The sequence below is a fragment of the Halorubrum marinum genome, from assembly GCF_048381195.1.
GTDB lineage: Archaea > Halobacteriota > Halobacteria > Halobacteriales > Haloferacaceae > Halorubrum.
Genome location: NZ_JBLWMM010000001.1, coordinates 393,305 through 408,851, shown reverse-complemented (window position 1 = coordinate 408,851; position 15,547 = coordinate 393,305). Strand labels below are relative to the sequence as shown.

Annotated in this window: 18 protein-coding genes and 2 tRNA genes; 5 read left to right on the top strand and 15 right to left on the bottom strand. The window is 69.1% G+C overall.

Features of this window, described 5'->3' with window-relative positions; all coding sequences use genetic code 11:
- On the top strand, window positions 1-1,188 hold the full coding sequence (locus tag ACNSN4_RS02045; protein WP_418284098.1) for an inorganic phosphate transporter: 1,188 nt from the start codon (window positions 1-3) through the stop codon (window positions 1,186-1,188).
- A 23-nt stretch (window positions 1,189-1,211) separates the two neighbouring features.
- Here ACNSN4_RS02045 and ygfZ read toward each other — a convergent pair whose 3' ends face one another.
- The 3 genes from ygfZ to ACNSN4_RS02030 form a co-directional block, all read right to left on the bottom strand.
- On the bottom strand, window positions 1,212-2,363 hold the full coding sequence (ygfZ, locus tag ACNSN4_RS02040; RefSeq protein WP_418284097.1) for a CAF17-like 4Fe-4S cluster assembly/insertion protein YgfZ: 1,152 nt from the start codon (window positions 2,361-2,363) through the stop codon (window positions 1,212-1,214).
- Between the two features lie 100 nt (window positions 2,364-2,463).
- On the bottom strand, window positions 2,464-2,763 hold the full coding sequence (locus ACNSN4_RS02035) for a DUF6432 family protein (RefSeq protein ID WP_418284096.1): 300 nt from the start codon (window positions 2,761-2,763) through the stop codon (window positions 2,464-2,466).
- Window positions 2,764-2,843: 80 nt separating this feature from the next.
- Window positions 2,844-3,365, bottom strand: a complete 522-nt coding sequence (locus ACNSN4_RS02030; protein WP_418284095.1) for an archaemetzincin family Zn-dependent metalloprotease — start codon at window positions 3,363-3,365, stop codon at window positions 2,844-2,846.
- Between the two features lie 39 nt (window positions 3,366-3,404).
- Here ACNSN4_RS02030 and ACNSN4_RS02025 point away from each other — a divergent pair, with 39 nt between their 5' ends.
- Both ACNSN4_RS02025 and ACNSN4_RS02020 read left to right on the top strand, forming a co-directional pair.
- On the top strand, window positions 3,405-3,905 hold the full coding sequence (locus tag ACNSN4_RS02025; protein WP_418284094.1) for a UPF0146 family protein: 501 nt from the start codon (window positions 3,405-3,407) through the stop codon (window positions 3,903-3,905).
- Window positions 3,906-3,984: 79 nt separating this feature from the next.
- On the top strand, window positions 3,985-4,848 hold the full coding sequence (locus tag ACNSN4_RS02020; RefSeq protein WP_418284093.1) for a TIGR01548 family HAD-type hydrolase: 864 nt from the start codon (window positions 3,985-3,987) through the stop codon (window positions 4,846-4,848).
- Between the two features lie 5 nt (window positions 4,849-4,853).
- Here ACNSN4_RS02020 and ACNSN4_RS02015 read toward each other — a convergent pair.
- Together ACNSN4_RS02015 and ACNSN4_RS02010 are read right to left on the bottom strand one after the other, a co-directional pair.
- Window positions 4,854-4,928, bottom strand: a tRNA-Ile gene (locus tag ACNSN4_RS02015).
- Between the two features lie 117 nt (window positions 4,929-5,045).
- Window positions 5,046-5,118 (bottom strand) — tRNA-Asn (locus ACNSN4_RS02010).
- Between the two features lie 242 nt (window positions 5,119-5,360).
- Between ACNSN4_RS02010 and cca the strand changes: the two genes are divergently transcribed.
- Window positions 5,361-6,728: a CCA tRNA nucleotidyltransferase gene (gene cca, locus ACNSN4_RS02005; RefSeq protein ID WP_418284092.1), complete on the top strand. Its 1,368-nt coding sequence runs from the start codon at window positions 5,361-5,363 to the stop codon at window positions 6,726-6,728.
- 40 nt (window positions 6,729-6,768) lie between these two features.
- On the opposite strand, the gene ACNSN4_RS02000 is transcribed toward cca, so the two are convergent.
- The 4 genes from ACNSN4_RS02000 to ACNSN4_RS01985 all read right to left on the bottom strand — a co-directional run bounded on the left by ACNSN4_RS02000 (window position 6,769) and on the right by ACNSN4_RS01985 (window position 9,180).
- Entirely contained in the window at window positions 6,769-7,107 is a 339-nt protein-coding gene (locus ACNSN4_RS02000; RefSeq protein WP_418284091.1) for a hypothetical protein, read from the bottom strand.
- 65 nt (window positions 7,108-7,172) lie between these two features.
- On the bottom strand, window positions 7,173-7,529 hold the full coding sequence (locus ACNSN4_RS01995) for a fluoride efflux transporter FluC (RefSeq protein WP_418284090.1): 357 nt from the start codon (window positions 7,527-7,529) through the stop codon (window positions 7,173-7,175).
- Window positions 7,526-7,873: a fluoride efflux transporter FluC gene (locus tag ACNSN4_RS01990; RefSeq protein ID WP_418284089.1), complete on the bottom strand. Its 348-nt coding sequence runs from the start codon at window positions 7,871-7,873 to the stop codon at window positions 7,526-7,528. The genes ACNSN4_RS01995 and ACNSN4_RS01990 overlap by 4 nt, the downstream gene beginning before the upstream one ends.
- 20 nt (window positions 7,874-7,893) lie before the next feature.
- On the bottom strand, window positions 7,894-9,180 hold the full coding sequence (locus ACNSN4_RS01985) for an ATP-binding protein (RefSeq protein ID WP_418284088.1): 1,287 nt from the start codon (window positions 9,178-9,180) through the stop codon (window positions 7,894-7,896).
- Window positions 9,181-9,265: 85 nt separating this feature from the next.
- Between ACNSN4_RS01985 and ACNSN4_RS01980 the strand changes: the two genes are divergently transcribed.
- Window positions 9,266-9,742 carry a DUF7382 domain-containing protein gene (locus tag ACNSN4_RS01980; protein ID WP_418284087.1) on the top strand — a complete coding sequence of 159 codons (477 nt, stop codon included), beginning with the start codon at window positions 9,266-9,268 and terminating at the stop codon, window positions 9,740-9,742.
- Here the strand turns inward: ACNSN4_RS01980 and ACNSN4_RS01975 are convergent, their stop codons facing one another.
- The 6 genes from ACNSN4_RS01975 to ACNSN4_RS01950 all read right to left on the bottom strand — a co-directional run bounded on the left by ACNSN4_RS01975 (window position 9,743) and on the right by ACNSN4_RS01950 (window position 15,537).
- The gene (locus ACNSN4_RS01975; protein ID WP_418284086.1) at window positions 9,743-10,528 is read right to left on the bottom strand and encodes a protein-L-isoaspartate O-methyltransferase family protein; all 786 of its coding nucleotides are present in this window, start codon (window positions 10,526-10,528) and stop codon (window positions 9,743-9,745) included.
- A 48-nt stretch (window positions 10,529-10,576) separates the two neighbouring features.
- A complete protein-coding gene (locus tag ACNSN4_RS01970) occupies window positions 10,577-11,212 on the bottom strand; it encodes a protein-L-isoaspartate(D-aspartate) O-methyltransferase (RefSeq protein ID WP_418284085.1) in 636 nt (211 codons plus the stop codon).
- Between the two features lie 196 nt (window positions 11,213-11,408).
- Window positions 11,409-11,825: an archaeal heat shock protein Hsp14 gene (gene hsp14 / locus ACNSN4_RS01965; RefSeq protein ID WP_418284084.1), complete on the bottom strand. Its 417-nt coding sequence runs from the start codon at window positions 11,823-11,825 to the stop codon at window positions 11,409-11,411.
- Between the two features lie 92 nt (window positions 11,826-11,917).
- Window positions 11,918-12,448, bottom strand: a complete 531-nt coding sequence (locus ACNSN4_RS01960; RefSeq protein WP_418284083.1) for an Hsp20/alpha crystallin family protein — start codon at window positions 12,446-12,448, stop codon at window positions 11,918-11,920.
- An 81-nt stretch (window positions 12,449-12,529) separates the two neighbouring features.
- A complete protein-coding gene (locus ACNSN4_RS01955; RefSeq protein ID WP_418284082.1) occupies window positions 12,530-14,038 on the bottom strand; it encodes a stage II sporulation protein M in 1,509 nt (502 codons plus the stop codon).
- A gap of 80 nt (window positions 14,039-14,118) precedes the next feature.
- A complete protein-coding gene (locus ACNSN4_RS01950; protein WP_418284081.1) occupies window positions 14,119-15,537 on the bottom strand; it encodes an MATE family efflux transporter in 1,419 nt (472 codons plus the stop codon).
- Window positions 15,538-15,547: the final 10 nt, after the last annotated feature.

Here is a 15,547-nt window from a genome sequence, read left to right as displayed (position 1 = left end):
ATGGTCGTCGTCACGGTCGCCACCCTCGTCGTCGCCGGCGTCGCGAGCCTCTTCATGGCGTGGTCGATCGGCGCCGGCTCCTCGGGATCGACTCCGTTCGCCCCGGCCGTCGGCGCGAACGCGATCTCCGTGATGCGCGCCGGGCTCGTCGTCGGCGTCCTCGGCCTGCTCGGCGCGGTGCTCCAAGGCGCGAACGTGACGGAGGCAGTCGGGACGGAGCTGATCGGCGGCGTCACCCTCACGGCCGGCGCGGCCATCGTCGCGTTGATCACCGCGGCCGTGCTCGTCGCGATCGGCGTGTTCGCCGGGTATCCGATCGCGACCGCGTTCACCGTCACCGGGGCGGTCGTCGGCGTCGGTATCGCGATGGGCGGCGACCCCGCGTGGGCGAAGTACACCGAGATACTCACGCTGTGGGTACTCACGCCCTTCGTCGGCGGCGGGATCGCCTACGTCGTCGCGCGCAGCCTGATCGGGGAGCGGTTTCCGGAACGGGCGCTCACTGCGGGGTTGGCGGGCGTCGTCGGCGCCATCATCGCGAACGTCGGGTTCGCGCTGCTCGGGCCGGACGGCGAGCAGGCGTCACTGGCGACGGCGATCGGGCCGGAGCTCGGCGTCGGAACCGCCGGTTCGGTCGCCGTCACGCTCGCTCTCGCCGGGGTCGTCGCCGTCGCGGTATACGCCGACCTCGGCCGGAATCGGGAGGGCGCTCAGCGGCGGTTCCTCCTCGCGATGGGCGGGCTCGTCGCGTTCTCCGCCGGGGGGTCACAGGTCGGCCTCGCGATCGGGCCGCTGGTGCCGATCTTCAGCGACGTCGGCGTCCCGCTGTGGGCGCTGCTCGTGGGCGGCGGCGTCGGGCTCTTGGCCGGCTCCTGGACCGGCGCGCCCCGCATGATAAAAGCGATCGCGCAGGACTACGCCTCGATGGGGCCGCGGCGCTCGATCGCCGCGCTCATCCCGTCGTTCGCGATCGCACAGACCGCCGTCGCGTTCGGGATCCCCGTCTCGTTCAACGAGATCATCGTCTCGGCGATCGTCGGGGCCGGGTACGCCGCCGGGGACGCGGGCGTGAGCCGAGCGAAGATGGGGTACACCGTCTTCGCGTGGATCGCGTCGCTCGTCGGTTCGTTCGTGCTCGGGTTCGGGGTGTACTCGGCGGTTCAGCTGGCGGTACAGTCGGCGACGTAGCTGTCCGGTCCAGAACCGGACGGCTAGCGCTCGGGGTACGTCGGAAGCCGCGCGGACCGCGCGCTCCCGTCGACGAACGGGAGCGCTTCGTGAGACGCGGCGACCTCCGCGCCGTCGACGCGCACGGAGACCGCGTCGAGGGCGGCGTCGAACCGAACGAGCGCTAAGGCGATCGGATCGCCGGACGCGGGACCGACCGCCGCACGCGTCACCTCGCCGACCGCCGCGTCGCCGTCGAACACGGCCGCGCCCGGCGTCGGGAGGACATCGTCGTATCGATCCGGCTCGGCGTCGCCGTCGATCTCTCCGATCGCGTCCGCGAGTCCGTCGAGTGCGAGCCCAACGAGTCGGCGGCTCGGTCGGCCCTGATTCTCGACGCGGGAGACGACCTCTTGACCGACGTAACAGCCCTTCTCGAAGTCCAGCGCGTTGCGGAGCCCGAGCACGTTCGGGACCGTTCCCGCCAGTTCGTACTCGAAGAGCGGCGTGCCGGCCTCGGCGGAGAGCGCGTCCCACGTCCGGTAGCCGAAGGTGGCCGCGTTGAGCCCGCGGTTGATCAGGGTGTCGAACACCTGCTCGGCGTCGTCAGCGGTACAGACGACCTCGTACCCCTCCTCGCCGAGCGGCGCGTCGGTCGCGATCACCGTGACCCCGGCGTCGACCATCGAGCCGCGGACGAACGAGAGCGGCTCCTCGGGGGCGCCGGGGCCGCCGAGTACTGAGGCGACCTTTTCGGTCGATTTCGGGCCGTGAACGCCGAACACGCCGAACTCGTCGGAGACGTCCTCGATTTCGACGTCTTGGATGAACACTTTGCTCGACCAGTCGTCGGCGACCGACTCGGTGCGCTCGGGCGGGAGGAAAACGAGCAGGCGCTCGTCGGCGTGGTACACGTACATGTCCGTCTCGATGCCGCCTTGCGGGTCGAGGAGGAGGGCGTACACGCCTCGTCCGTCGTCCGCGGGGATGCGGTTAGAGACGGCGTTGTCGACGAACGCGACCCGGTCGTCACCGGTCACCGACAGGATACCGTACCCCATCTCGATCGTGCCGACGACGTTGCGGACCGCCTTTCCGACGCGCTCTGGCTTGCCGTAGTGATCGACGACCTGTCGACCGCCGCGGTCGCGGTACGTCGCGCCGTGCGCGCCGTGGGTGCCGGAGACGAGCGTCATACCCGAACGGAGTCGGGGCAGCGGCAAAAGGTCGCTGGGTTCCGTCGGTCCGCGGACGGGGTCGGTCGCGAACGTCAAAGCTCGACTCAGTCGCGAACGGCTACAGTCCGAGTCGATCGCGAACGGCGTCGACGAGACTCTCCGGACCGGTATCCGTCTGTTCGTCGGGGTCGGGAACCACTCGGTCATGCGGGTAGACGCGAACCCGCTCGGTGCTCTCGACGGTGATGAGCGAGTCGGCCTTCAACGACGAGAGCGCCTCCTCGATGGCGTCGATATCGGCGTCGACGGCCGCCCGGAGTTCCAAGACGGTCATTCCTTCGTCGCCGCGGTCAACGAGCGCGTCGAGCAGCGCGACCTCAACATCGGGCCGGTCGCGGTATTCCGCCTTTGCGGCCATACTCGCTACTTGGACAGGCCGGGGTTTACTTCTACCGGCAGTTGAAGCGGTAAGGGGTCCGATCGCGGTGAAAAGCCGAGTCAGCGAACGAGACGAGAACAGGAGCCACAGAGGTTCTCTTCTTTCACGTCGACTTCGCGGACAGTGGGTGAAAAGGACATCACGCACTTGCTGTTGTCGCAGTGTTCGAGCCCGAGCGTGTGACCGATTTCGTGGACGACTTCCTTGCGGACGCGGTCGGCGAACACGTCGACCGCGGGCTTGGTGGAAACGCCTCCATCGGAGGAGGTACGAAGCCGATTCGTCGAGATGACGGAGCCGTTTCCGTTGAGGTACGCGAGGCCGAACACGTAGTTCCGACGGCGGTAGTACAGGTCTTTCGGCGTGATACCGATGTTTTTCTCGCCGCTGCCGACGCGGCTGACGGTCTCGATGAGGTCCTCGGCGCGGTACTGGTCACGCCCTTCGTCGTAAGCGGTTGCGGGGATCGGCTGGTCGTCGTGGACCGCGACATCGCAGTCGTATACCGATCGGAGCGCAGCGGAGGCCTCCCGTTTTACGCGGGGGGTGACCTCCCCGACGGGAACGATGTCCACGAGCATGAAACGGCTTTTGAACGCCGCGGTCATAAAGCCCGCGCCGTGGTATCATCCGTCCGTCGTGTCCTCGTCCCGGAACTTGCCCGCTACGATCGACTGCTCGAAGTCGGGGTCGGCGATCGACCGGGGGTTGCGAGCGCGCTCGCCGCGCGCGGCTGCGACGCGACCGCGATCGATGTCGACGTCGGCGAGCGCACGCGAGAGGCGGCAGACGAGACTGTCGCGTGCGAGACCGCCGAGTACGAACCCGCCACCGCCTCGGAGGCAGGTGTCGGCTCGCTTCGAGCGATCGAAGGGGACGTGTTCGACACCGACCTCGTCGAGCGGTTCGAGGATCGGTTCGACGCGGTGTACGGGTTGAACCTCCCGGCGGAGCTCCAGCGTCCGACGGTCGAACTCGCCGCGCGGCTCGACGCCGCCTGTCTGTTCACGACGCTCGGCTTCGAGGAGCCGATCGTGGCGGTTGAACGACGGTTTCTGGACGGCACGACGCTGTACGTCGCCCGCACACGAGGCGAGAGGGGAGGCGGCGGTCATCGGTGATCGCCGCTGGTTCGGAGCGGTGACGGCCGAAGCGGCGAGAAACCCGAACGTTCTTTCCCGCTGCCGTCGGGCTACGAGTATGCAGGTCGACGCAGTCGTTCTCGACATCGACGGGGTGGTAGTCGACGTCGCGGACTCGTACCGACGGGCGATCATCGAATCCGTCGACAGCGTGTGCGGGAAGACGATCGACCGCGAAGCCGTTCAGGCGTTCAAAAACGCCGGCGGGTTCAACAACGACTGGGAGCTGACCGACGCGGCCGCCCTCTTCGTGTTGGCGCGCCGCGAGGGGCTCCGGATGGACGTCGACGAGTTCACCGACCGTGTCGCCGAGGGCGGGGGCGGGCTCGACGCGGCGAAGGACGTCGTCGGTGACCTCCCCCGAGTCGCACAGGCGCGGGTGCGCGATCAGTGGGACACGGAGCGGCTCCGCGACACCTTTCAAGCCCTCTATCTCGGCGCGGAGCTGTACCGCGAACTGGAGGGCGGCGAGCCCCCGTTCGACGCCCCGGGGTATATCCACGACGAACCGACGCTCGTCACCCCCGAGACCATCACCGACCTGACCGAGCGGTTCGACGTCGGAGTGTTGACGGGGCGGCCCGCGGGCGAGGCCGAAATCGCGCTCGAGCGCGTCGGGCTCGACGTTCCCGACGAACATCGGTTCACGATGGACGACTGGGAGGAGGGGAAACCGCATCCGCGGGCGCTCGTGACGCTCGCCGAGCGGTTCGGCGCCGAGCGCGTCGCGTTCGCCGGCGACACCCTCGACGACGTGCGGACCGCGCGCAACGCCGACGACGAGGACGAGAGCCGCGTCTACTACGGAATCGGCGTGCTCACTGGCGGCCTGACCGGCGACGAGGGGCGCCAGAAGTTCGCCGAGAACGGCGCCGACGCGGTCATCGAGGACGTGAACGAGCTGGTCGACCTCCTGGAGTGAGAAGATGGGCCTTACCGGATTCGAACCGGTGATCAACTCGTTATGAGCGAGTCGCTTTAACCAGACTAAGCTAAAGGCCCGTACTTCGGGGTAGTCGAGACGAACCCTTTAGCGTACCGGATTCACGCGATCCGTCGAAGCGATTGACAGACGCTGTGACCCCGGCGGCAACGCTACGGAGCGTTAGAACGGAGAGGCGCCGAAGCCAGGACTCGAACCTGGGACCGCCTCGTTAACAGCGAGGCGCTCTACCAACTGAGCTACTTCGGCTCGATTCAGCGTACTCGATTCGTTTTGATAGGGCTTTCGTTTCCGCCCGACTCGGATGCGATCGGTTGGCGCGGTACACCGATCGTCTCGGCTCGCCACATCGCCAAGTTCGTGACGACGTCGAATTCGTCGCGCTTGACCGCAACGCAGGACCGCTGCGCTGGACCGCGCCGCCGCGTCCGGTGTCCGCCGGACGACGGGGGTACCGACACGTTTTCGGCCGGACCGCGAGAAGGGCGGCCATGGACGATCTCGAGGCCGTGTTGGCGCGCGTCCGCGACCGGTTCCTCCCGGAGCCGGACGAGCGCGACCGCCTGCGGACCGTCGCCGCGGAGCTCACGGCGCGGACCCGCGAGGCGATCGGCGACCTCCCCGTCGACGCCGACGTGGTACAGGTGGGCTCGACGGCCCGCGGCACCTGGGTCGCCGGCGACCGCGACATCGACCTGTTCGTCCGATTCGACGCCGACCTCGACAGGGAGGAACTGGAGGAGTACGGCTTGGCGGTCGGCCACGCGGTGCTCCCGGACGGCCACGAGGAGTACGCGGAACACCCGTACGTGAAGGGGACTCACGAGGGGTTCGACGTCGATCTCGTCCCCTGTCACGACGTCGAGACCGCGGGCGCATTGGTCTCCGCGGTCGACCGTACCCCGTTCCACGATGCGTACCTCTCCGCGCGGCTCGACGACGAGCTCGCCGACGACGTCGTGCTCGCGAAGGCCTTTCTGAAGGGGATCGGGGCGTACGGCAGCGATCTCCGAACCGAGGGCTTTTCGGGATATCTGACGGAGCTGCTCGTCTTGGAGCTCGGCGGCTTCGTCCCGCTCGTCGAGTCGGCTCGGAGCTGGCACCCGCCGGTCGAGTTCGACCTCGAGGGCCACGCCGAGCGGACCTTCGACGACCCGCTCGTCGTTATCGATCCCACCGACCCGACGCGGAACGTGGCCGCCGTCCTCTCGGCGGCGAACCTCGCACGCTTTCAGCACTACGCCCGGGAGCTGCTCGCCGCACCGAGCGAATCCCTGTTCGACCTCGCCGAGAGGGATCCCCTCGACGCCGACGACGTCCGGGACCACCTCGAACGGCGCGCGGCGACGCCGGTGGCCGTGGTGTTCGAGGCGCCCGACCTCGTCGATGACCAGCTGTGGCCGCAGCTCCGCCGCTCGCTGGACGGTATCGTCCGCGGGCTCGACGGCCACGGGTTCGACGTGCTCCGCGCGCAATCGATGATCGGGGGCGATGAGCCCGAACGCGCGGCGCTGTACGCCGAGCTGGAGGTCGCGGAGCGACCGGCCGTCGAGCGCCACGAGGGTCCACCGGTCGCCGTTCGGAAACACGCCGCGAGCTTCTACGAGTCGTACGCCGACGACGTCAGCCCCGACACGTACGGGCCGTTCATCGACGGCGACCGATACGTCGTCGAGCGAGAGCGTGAGTTCACGACCGTGCGAGCGTATCTCGAAAGCGACGCCGCGACCGACGTCGCGCTCGGAGCGCAGGTCGAGCGCGAGTTCGGCGAGCGCGACGTGCTGGTCGGCGACGCCGTCGCGACGCTCGCAGACGAGTTCGGACGGCCGCTTCGAGAGTTCTACGAGCCGTATCCCTGACCGGCAGTCGCTGCCCGTTCGCGCGATTGTACTCCCGTGCTCACCGCGAGAGCCGAGCCGAGAGAGCGTAGACGAGCGCGACGAGTGCGGCGAGAACCACGCCGATCACCGACAGAAACGCCGCAACCCGAGGAAAAACCATCCAGAGGGCCACGTAAAACGAGAACGCGAACGCGAACAGACCGACGATCACGACGCCGCGAGTGGGGTTTTGTACCGCCGCAACGAAGACGCGCTGCGGGAGCGAGAGATCACCGAACTCGGCGCGGGCGTCGACGTTCGAGGGAGATCCCGCCTCCGGATCGGGCGAGGCGTCCGAATCGACTGCCGCGTCGCCCTCGGTGCCGCCTTCGACCCGAGAGTCAGCTTCGTCCGTCACGGAGATACGTACGCCCCGGAGGTGCCTGTACCTGTCGTTCACGCGACGGGCGGCGGCGCCGTCGGTCACACGAGACGGCCGATGAGAACCGACCCGAGAAGGAACGCGCCCAGCGCGGTCACCAGGTTCGTCACCGCGAAAGCGATCGCGGGACCGGTCTCGCCGTCGAGCGCGGTCGAAACGGTTTCGACGGCGAACGAGGAGAACGTCGTGAACGCTCCACAGAGACCCACGGCGGCGAACAGGGTCACCTCCGTACTCATCGGAGCGGCGACGACCCCGCCGAGCGCGAGGCTTCCGAGGGCGTTAACCGCGACGACCGATCGGCGCCCGGCCACGCGGAGCCCCACCGCGTGACGAGCCGTCGCGCCGACCGCTCCGCCGAGGCCGACGAGGACGGCCGCGAGCAGCGGGTCGGTCACAGCCGCCTCCCGAGGAGGATCCCAACGAAGGCCGCGGCGAAGCCGACGAGGTAGCTCACGCCGACGTACGCGGTTCCGGCCGCCGTGCCGAGCGCGACCGCGTCAGCGGCGAACGTGCTGTACGTCGTGAACGACGAGAGCGCGCCCGTGCCGACGAACAGCTGCGTGCGGGTGGTCGTCGCCCGCGTGAGCAACACGCCGAGTGCGAACGAGCCGACGACGTTGACAGCGAACGTGCCCACGCCGGTCGCGTCCCCGAGCGCGACGTCGATTCCGTATCGCGCGACCGCCCCGACGACACCGCCGAGCGCCACGAGCAGGAATCCGAGCGGAGTCCGTTCCATGACCGAGCGGAACACCCGCGCTACGTTGTATCTTCGGGATCGGTCTCATCGGGGCCGGGAGCGCGACGGGCGGCGGGGGTCTCGCTCGCACGCGGACTTCCCCCCTCGTGCGGCGTCCGTCGCTCTCGGATCCGAACCGTGTGAGCCGTCTCGGTCGCGTCGTCGGCGACGAGCGCCTCGCCCGTGCCGGTCGGGAGTCGGGAGGCGAGGTCGCCCGCGAGATACGTGGCTTCGGCTTCGGCCAATCGGTCGACGTCGCGCTCGGCGGTGAGCCGGTGGGCTATCAGCAGGTCCGACTGCGAGACCGCCACGCTCGGAACCGCGCCGGGACGCTGAGTGGCGCAGACGAGCGAGACCCCCGGTGCCCGTCCGCGCGTGAGCAGCGTCCGGAGCGCCGGGTCGGCGACGGTGTCGAAGAACGCGTGCGCCTCGTCGACGAGCAGCCACGGCAACCGGTCGAGTTCGTCGGCGACGCAGGCGTCGTAGAGCCCCCGAGCGACGGCTTTGACAACGGCAGCCGCGGCGGATTCGGGCGCTTCCGCGAGATCGAGCACCGTCGGCGTTCCGTCCGAAGCGAGCGCCGAGACGGGCGTCGCGTCCGCCTCGAAGACGCCCCAGGAGCTCGCGAGTCGGAGGTGGTTCGCGACCGCTCGCTTGTCCTCGGTCGGCGCGTCGCTCTCCTCGACGCGATCCAGAAGCCCGGCGATCGAAGGCGAGTTCGTGGTGGCATCGGCGTCCGGAGACCTACCGGCCGTCAGCCCATCTGTCGCGTCGGTCGCGTCGGTCGCGTCGGTCGCATCTGTCGCGTCGGTCGCATCTGTCGCGTCGGTCGCATCTGTCGCGTCGGTCGCATCTGTCGCGTCGGTCGCATCTGTCGCGTCGGTCGCATCTGTCGCGTCGGCGACGATCCGCCAGAGCAGCCCTCCCGGCCCGTTCGTCGGGTCGAGACCGAGGAGGTCGGGCCACGCGGCGGGCGGGATAGCCGCCGGACGGACCGTCGGTTCGACCACGCGTCCGCCCGCGTCACGGAGCCCGTCGAACACACCCATCGGGTCCACCACGACGGGTGCGACTCCGGGGGCGCGAGCGAGTCCCTCCGCGATGACGCCGAGCGTGTACGACTTGCCGGTCCCCCGCTTGCCGAAGACGACGCCGGCGTGCGGCCCGTCGGCGTCGACGCCGACCGCGGCTCCGTCGCTCCCGTCACGGGCGAGAAACGAGCCGAGCCGGACGGTCGGAAACCGGTCCGCTGGCCTCGTGGTGCCAGAATCGTCCGCGCGCTCGCGACCGCGTCCGAGGACGTGCATGCCGGTCGTGGCCGCGGTATCGTACAAAAGGCTCGGGGGAGAAAGCGTCCGACTCTTTATCAGTGATACCGCGGCCAGGAGGCGTATGTTCGAGTCGACACGGGACGGACGCACCGCGAACCGCCGGTCCTTCCGCGCGGACCGCCGCGCGATCGAAGGGCTGCCGGTCAGACTAGTGATCGCCTTGGTCGTCGGCGTCGCGAGCCTCAGCGTGATGATGGGGATGATCGGCGATATCGAGGGGCTCGCGTCGACGGAGCTCGACGCGCAGCCGCAGCCCGAGGTGACGACGCCGGGACAGCAGTCGATCGACGTCGCCGTCGTCGATCCCGACGGGAGCCGCGTCGCGGACGCGACCGTGATCGTTCGGAGCGGCTCCGCACAGATCGACGGCGTCGCCACGGCGCGGACGAACGCGGACGGCGTCGCGAGCGTCGATGTCGCGCCCGAATTAGGGCCGAATCAGCCGGACGGGACGCTCTCGATCGACGTGAAACCGCCGGCGAGCGGCGACTACGTTGACGACCGCGAGAACACCGACGTGCTGGTCGTCGCGGAGTGATCAGATCCGGTCGTCCCAGTCGATCCACTCCTGCTCCCAACCGTGCCCGGCGAAGCGACCCTGTTCGGCGTACTCGGCCTCCTCTCTGCGCGTCCGATTCCGCTCGACACCGGCCTGCTCGCCGTCGACGAGCATCGGTCGGAGCGCAGCCGGTCCGGCCTTCTCCACGGTGACGAAGCCCGGCGGCGCGTCGTCGTCTCCATCGGCATCCAACGGAGACGCCCGGTCGTCGTCGGGCTCGATCGCGACGATCGTCTGCGTCGTCGTCCCGCGGGGGTAGACGATCCGGCCGTCGTCCGCGAGCTGTGTGCCGAGCGCTCGCGGCGGTTCGAGAACGGCGGCCTCGATCAGGATCCGATCGTACGGCGCGTACTCGGGGAGACCGTTGGCCCCGTCGCGCCGGTCGACGAGAGCCGCGTCGTAGCCGGCCGTCGAGAGGTTCGACCGCGCGATTGACACCGCCTCTCGGTCGATATCGACGGCGTGAACGTGCCGTGCCCCCGCGATTTCGGCGAGCATGGCGACCGAGTAGCCGACGCCCGCGCCGACGACGAGGACGTCGTCGCCCTCGTCGACGTCCAGCGCCGTGATCAGTCGCACGACCGTCTCCGGCGCGAGGACCCGCGTACCGGCGTCTTCGCTCGCGCCGTTCGCGTGCGGAGCGTCATCGACGAACGCGTCTCGCGGGACGCGCTGAAGGGCGGTGAGCACCGACGCACCCAAGGGCTCGCCGAGTTGGTGTTCGAGCCCCTCGATCATGTCCACTTGAATCGATGCCTCGTCCATGTCCACGTTCAGTGGTCGGACCTCTAAAACCGCGCGGTCGGTCGAGGGTCATCGCATTGGAACGAATCGAACGCCGCCGTGGTCCTCGCGTTCGATTCCGTCCTCGCGGAGCGTCAGCCTGACCAGCCGCTGTCGACCGCTACCGTCGTCGACCGGTGCGACGATCCGTCCCCCGGTTCGGACGCGCTCGACGACCGGCTTCGGGATTTCGCCGTCCGCCGCACACGTCAGGTAGGCGGCGTCGAACGGCGCCTCGCTGCGATACGCCGTTCGGCCATCCCCGGCGCGAACGGTGACATCGTAGCCGAGGCGGTCGAGGCGCTCGCGCGCGACATCGGCAAGCGCGGGGACGTACTCGACCGAGTACACGTTTCCGGGGCCGACGATCTCGGCGGCGACAGCGGCGTGGTACCCGCAGCCGGTGCCGACTTCGAACACGCGGTCGCCGTCCTCCAGGTCCAGAAGGTCGATCATGATCGCGACCATGTGCGGGGCACTGATCGTTTGGCCGTGCCCGATCGGCAGCGGACGGTCCGCGTACGCCTGCTCGCGACGAGCTTCGGGGACAAACTCGTGACGGGGCACCGAACCGATCGCCGACAGCGTCTGCTCGGTGACGTCGAGTCGTCGGCGGAGCGTCGCCACGAGATCGCGTCGGGCCGTCGCGTAGTCACGATCAGTCATGTGAAGTGCTAACAGGCGGGTGGTGGAGAAGGTATCGGCGGTCGAAAAATGGAGTATGTGAGAAGTCGGCGAATAACCTCATCAGACGGAGAGTCAGTAGGCTGAGACATGATAATATAAAACTAGGAGGGAGCGGACCGGCAGCTCGGGCGGCGTCCGCCTGATGTCGATCCGGTCTACTCGATGTCGATCCGGTCTACTCGATGTCGATCCGGTGGCCGTCGTCGTCCTCGCCGTCCGTTTCTTTGGGAAGCGTGACGGTCAGCACGCCGTTCTGGAACGTCGCGCTGGCGTCGGCTTCGACGACGGACGCGGGGAGGTCGACGGATCGGGTGACCGACTCGTGGCGGCGCTCGCGGCGGAGGTACCGTCGGTCGGCGTCCTCGTGTTCGGTGTCGTGTTCCGCGCTGATCGTGAGTCGGCCATCGGTGGTCCGCACGTCGATGTCGGCTCGGTCGTATCCGGGGAGGTCGGCCATCACGACGAGCTCGTCGTCGTACTCGGCGACATCGACGTCGGTCGTCCGCATGTCACGACCCCACGCGCGGTCGCCGCCGAAGGGAGTGCGGCCGAAAAACTGCTCGATCTCGTCGAATGGGTTCGATCTGTTCATAATACTCAGCCACTAGACGCTCGCTGAGCTATTAAATACAGTAGAATAGTTGTTATCTCGCGGCACGCTGGCTGTGGTGGCGCAGCGATCGATCAGCTCACGTCGATACGGTGACCGTCGTCGCCGGAGGATCGCTTCGGGAGGGTCACCGTGAGTACGCCGCCGTCGTACGACGCGCTCGCGCCCTCCGGATCGACGGGTGCGGGGAGCGGGACGCGCCGGGACACCGACCGGGTGCGTCGCTCGCGGCGGTGGTAGCGGACGTCGTCGTCGTTCACGGTTGCCACCTCGTGACCGGCGTCGTCGCTGTCAGCCTCCGCGGTGTCACCGTCGTCCGCCTCTTCGCCACCAACGCGCACGTCGGTCGTTTCCTCGCGAGTCGCCGCGATCGACAGCGCGTCGTCGTGGAGTTCGACCTCGATCTCGTCGTCGTCGAAGCCGGGGAGGTCCGCGAGCACCGTGATCGTCTCGTCGTCCTCGATCAGATCGACGGCGACATCGCGGCCGCCCGGGAGCGTCGGCGGCGTTCCGGGCGTGTCGAGCGTTCCGCCGAGCTCCTCGAACTCTCGGCCCATTCGTTCGATCAGCTCCTCGATCTCGGTGAAGGGATCGCGTCGGGTCATACGGGTCAGGATTCGCGGCGGAGCAACTTGAACGTACGGGCGGAAAACGGGAAGATCGTGGGGGCTACAGCGCGCTCAACCCTAGACGAACGGGCGCCAGTAGTACGGACTGACGAACCCCTCGATGAGTCCGGCGACCGCGAGCAGGACGCCGATCCCCATCAGTACCCAGAAGGCGGTTTCCAGGGCGTCGGCGAACGCCTCACGCGAGCGGCGACCGCGGAACGCCCCCCACGAAACGAGACCGAGGTGGACGCCGAGCGCTCCGGAGATAAACAACGCGGGAATCTCGAGGATCCCGTGGGGCGCGACGAACGCGAGCAGCGCGAGGAGGTTCTCTTCGAGGGCGGCGGTGGCGCCGAGTGCGAACCCGTTGAACGCGATCGACGACAGGGCCGGGATCACGAGGGCGACGCCGCTGAGTGACGTCGCGATCGCCACCGACCAGTTGTTTCCGAAGAAGTTCAGCGCGGCGGTGGGCGCGATGTGTCCGACCAGCCGCGATTCGATCGACGTGGTAACTGCGCCGACGAACGGCTCGACCGCGAGCCAGCCGAGTGCGCCGAAGCCGACGCCGATGACGACCGTGAGCGCGTGGAGCCCCGGCGCGCGGCGGACGAACGCGAGCAACTCGCGCCACCCGCGCCGGATCCCGCCGGTGAACTGGTCGCGAAGCCGGATCGACGGCGGATCGACCGGATCGACCGTACCACGGTAATCGCCGTACAGCACGGTCTTCAGGAGGTCGAGCGCGGGCGCGACGACGACCGCGCTCACGAGCGCCACGGCCGCGCCGCCGCCGAGGAACGCGAGCGCGGAGGCCGCGGAGGAGATGCCGACGAGCACGCCGACGGAGACGACGAGGTACGCGGCGGCGTCGGCGGGATTCGAACGAACGAACCCGACGGCACCGGAGAGCGATCCGGCCACGCCCGAGTCGTCGACGACGACCGCCGACGGCGCGAACGCGAAGAGGATCCGTACGGCGAGTAGCACGACGAAGCCGACGAGGAGCGTGACGAGCGCGACCGCGGCCCCGGCGAACGGATTGACGAGGAACGCGAGCGCGACGGCGACGGAGGCGAACACGAGCACGGCGATCCACAGCAGGAACTCGGCGAGGTACAGCCCGAGGAACGTGAGCCATCGTCGGCGGACGCCGGCTATCCCCGCCGTGAGGCCCCGCTCGTCTCGGAGGCGGGCGACGACGGCGGACATCTGACCGGCGGAGACGGCGGCGTACGCCAGCAGCGCGATGACGACGGTCGCGGCCGTCCCCGCGGTGATCAACAGCAGCGCGGTCGGCGACGCGAGGGGTTCGAGCGCCGGGGCCAGGCTCTCGCCCCACGCCTGTACCGCCTCGGGATCCTCGACGTCCGGAGGCGTCAGGTCCAGTTCAGCGAGGGCCTCGCGCGCGGTCGCGAGGCGGCCGGTCACCTCGAAGTGGAGGTACACGCCGGCGAGCGCGACGAGGAGTCCGAGGCGGGCGATAACGGGGACGGCCGTGCCGAGGAGGTAAAACGGGATCAGGTCGGCGGGACGCCGCCGGAGGGTCGACACCGTGGCGGTGACGGCGGATGACAGATCCATGCGAATCGGTTCGGTCGTCCGATACTTAATCGGTCCGAGTCATCGAGCGAGATCCCCTGACTCCGTCGGTAACGACGCAGTCACTCCGCAGCCTCGTCGGCGCCGCCACCGCTGCCGACTTCGCCGCTCCCTCGCTCGGCCATCATCGCCGCGGCCCTGTCGGCCCATCCCGAGTATCGGAAGCCGACCGCGACGACGAGCGCCATCCAGGCGTACGCGAGGAAGACGCCGACGTACGCCCCGTCCGGGCCGAGACCGGCGGTCCGCCCGAGCAGCCACGAAGCGCCGAGGAAGAGCCCGAACATCCCGGACACTCGCGCGACGAGCGGGATCCGCGTCTCGCTCGCGCCCTGTAGCGACCCCGAGAGCGCCGAGAAGCAGACGAGTGCGGCGCCGGCGACGCCGTACACGCGGGCGAAGTCGACGGCGTACCGGACCGTCGCCGCGTCGTCGGTGAAAATCGGGACGAGCCGCGGGGCGAGCGCGACCAGCGCGAGCCCGATCGTCCCGACGGTGAGTACGCCGAGTCCGGCGACCGCCCAGCCGTTGAACCGCGCCTCGTCCGGGTCGCTGGCGCCGAGCGCCTGTCCGACGAGCACCGAGGCGGCGACGTTGTAGCCGCGGGAGAGCGGCCCGGTCACCTGTTGGTACACCCGACGACCGATCTGGAATCCGGCGTTGACCGCCTCGCCGAAGCCCAAGAGGAGAGCGTTAAAGGGGAACTCCGCGAGCTCGGAGCCGAATCCCTCGACGACTCGAGGCGCGCTCACGCGGAGGAGCTGTTTCGCGATCGTGAGGTCTCGGGGGCGCGCGAAGTTCGCCTCCGTCCACGACCCCCAGATCGCCGCGCACAGGAGCCCGGCGGTGAGGACGTTCGCGCCCGCGGTGGCCAGCCCGACGCCGACGATCTCCAGCCGCGGAAGCCCGAACAGCCCGAGCCCGAGCGCGACCGACCCGGCGATGTTCACCGAGTTGGCGACGACGTTGACGTACATCGGCGTGCGGGTGTCCCCCGTCCCCTGTAGCGCGCGGGCGCCGACGAGCGCGACGTGACGCGCCGGCGCGGTCGCGAAGACGATCGCCAGGTACGTCGAGCCGAGCGCGACGACCGTAGACGGGGTCTCCTGCCCGACGAGTCGGCCGAACACGTCGATAGCGTACTCGCCGAACAGGAGCCCGAAGAACGCGAACGGGATACCGGTGAGGAGGCCGATGAGGATCGCTTGGGTCACGGCCTCGTCCCGCGTCTCCGTCGCCCCAGCGCCGGTGTCCTGCGAGGAGAGCGCGATCGCGCCGCCCCCGAGCCCGAGCCCGATCCGCAGCGGGAACCGCGCGTACAGGTCCGCGAGTCCGATCGCGACGACGGCGGCGGGCGAAAAGAGGGCGGTGACCAGAATGTCGGTCGTCCGCATCGCGGTGCGGAACGTCTGCTCGGCCATCACCGGCCACGCGAGCGCGAACACGCGCTTCCAGACGCGCCGCAGCCGCGGGAAGTCCATACGTCAGGTC

Excerpts from the sequence above, each read along its gene's own strand:
- ACNSN4_RS01990 (WP_418284089.1), bottom strand. The coding sequence starts at position 7,873 with ATGGAACGGACTCCGCTCGGATTCCTGCTCGTGGCGCTCGGCGGTGTC.
- ACNSN4_RS01980 (WP_418284087.1), top strand. The coding sequence starts at position 9,266 with ATGTTCGAGTCGACACGGGACGGACGCACCGCGAACCGCCGGTCCTTC.
- ACNSN4_RS02035 (WP_418284096.1), bottom strand. The coding sequence starts at position 2,763 with ATGGCCGCAAAGGCGGAATACCGCGACCGGCCCGATGTTGAGGTCGCG.
- ACNSN4_RS01970 (WP_418284085.1), bottom strand. The coding sequence starts at position 11,212 with ATGACTGATCGTGACTACGCGACGGCCCGACGCGATCTCGTGGCGACG.
- cca (WP_418284092.1), top strand. The coding sequence starts at position 5,361 with ATGGACGATCTCGAGGCCGTGTTGGCGCGCGTCCGCGACCGGTTCCTC.
- ACNSN4_RS01975 (WP_418284086.1), bottom strand. The coding sequence starts at position 10,528 with ATGGACGAGGCATCGATTCAAGTGGACATGATCGAGGGGCTCGAACAC.
- ACNSN4_RS01960 (WP_418284083.1), bottom strand. The coding sequence starts at position 12,448 with ATGACCCGACGCGATCCCTTCACCGAGATCGAGGAGCTGATCGAACGA.
- ACNSN4_RS01955 (WP_418284082.1), bottom strand. The coding sequence starts at position 14,038 with ATGGATCTGTCATCCGCCGTCACCGCCACGGTGTCGACCCTCCGGCGG.
- ACNSN4_RS01950 (WP_418284081.1), bottom strand. The coding sequence starts at position 15,537 with ATGGACTTCCCGCGGCTGCGGCGCGTCTGGAAGCGCGTGTTCGCGCTC.
- ACNSN4_RS02045 (WP_418284098.1), top strand. The coding sequence starts at position 1 with ATGGTCGTCGTCACGGTCGCCACCCTCGTCGTCGCCGGCGTCGCGAGC.
- ACNSN4_RS02030 (WP_418284095.1), bottom strand. The coding sequence starts at position 3,365 with ATGCTCGTGGACATCGTTCCCGTCGGGGAGGTCACCCCCCGCGTAAAA.
- hsp14 (WP_418284084.1), bottom strand. The coding sequence starts at position 11,825 with ATGAACAGATCGAACCCATTCGACGAGATCGAGCAGTTTTTCGGCCGC.
- ACNSN4_RS01985 (WP_418284088.1), bottom strand. The coding sequence starts at position 9,180 with ATGCACGTCCTCGGACGCGGTCGCGAGCGCGCGGACGATTCTGGCACC.
- ygfZ (WP_418284097.1), bottom strand. The coding sequence starts at position 2,363 with ATGACGCTCGTCTCCGGCACCCACGGCGCGCACGGCGCGACGTACCGC.
- ACNSN4_RS02020 (WP_418284093.1), top strand. The coding sequence starts at position 3,985 with ATGCAGGTCGACGCAGTCGTTCTCGACATCGACGGGGTGGTAGTCGAC.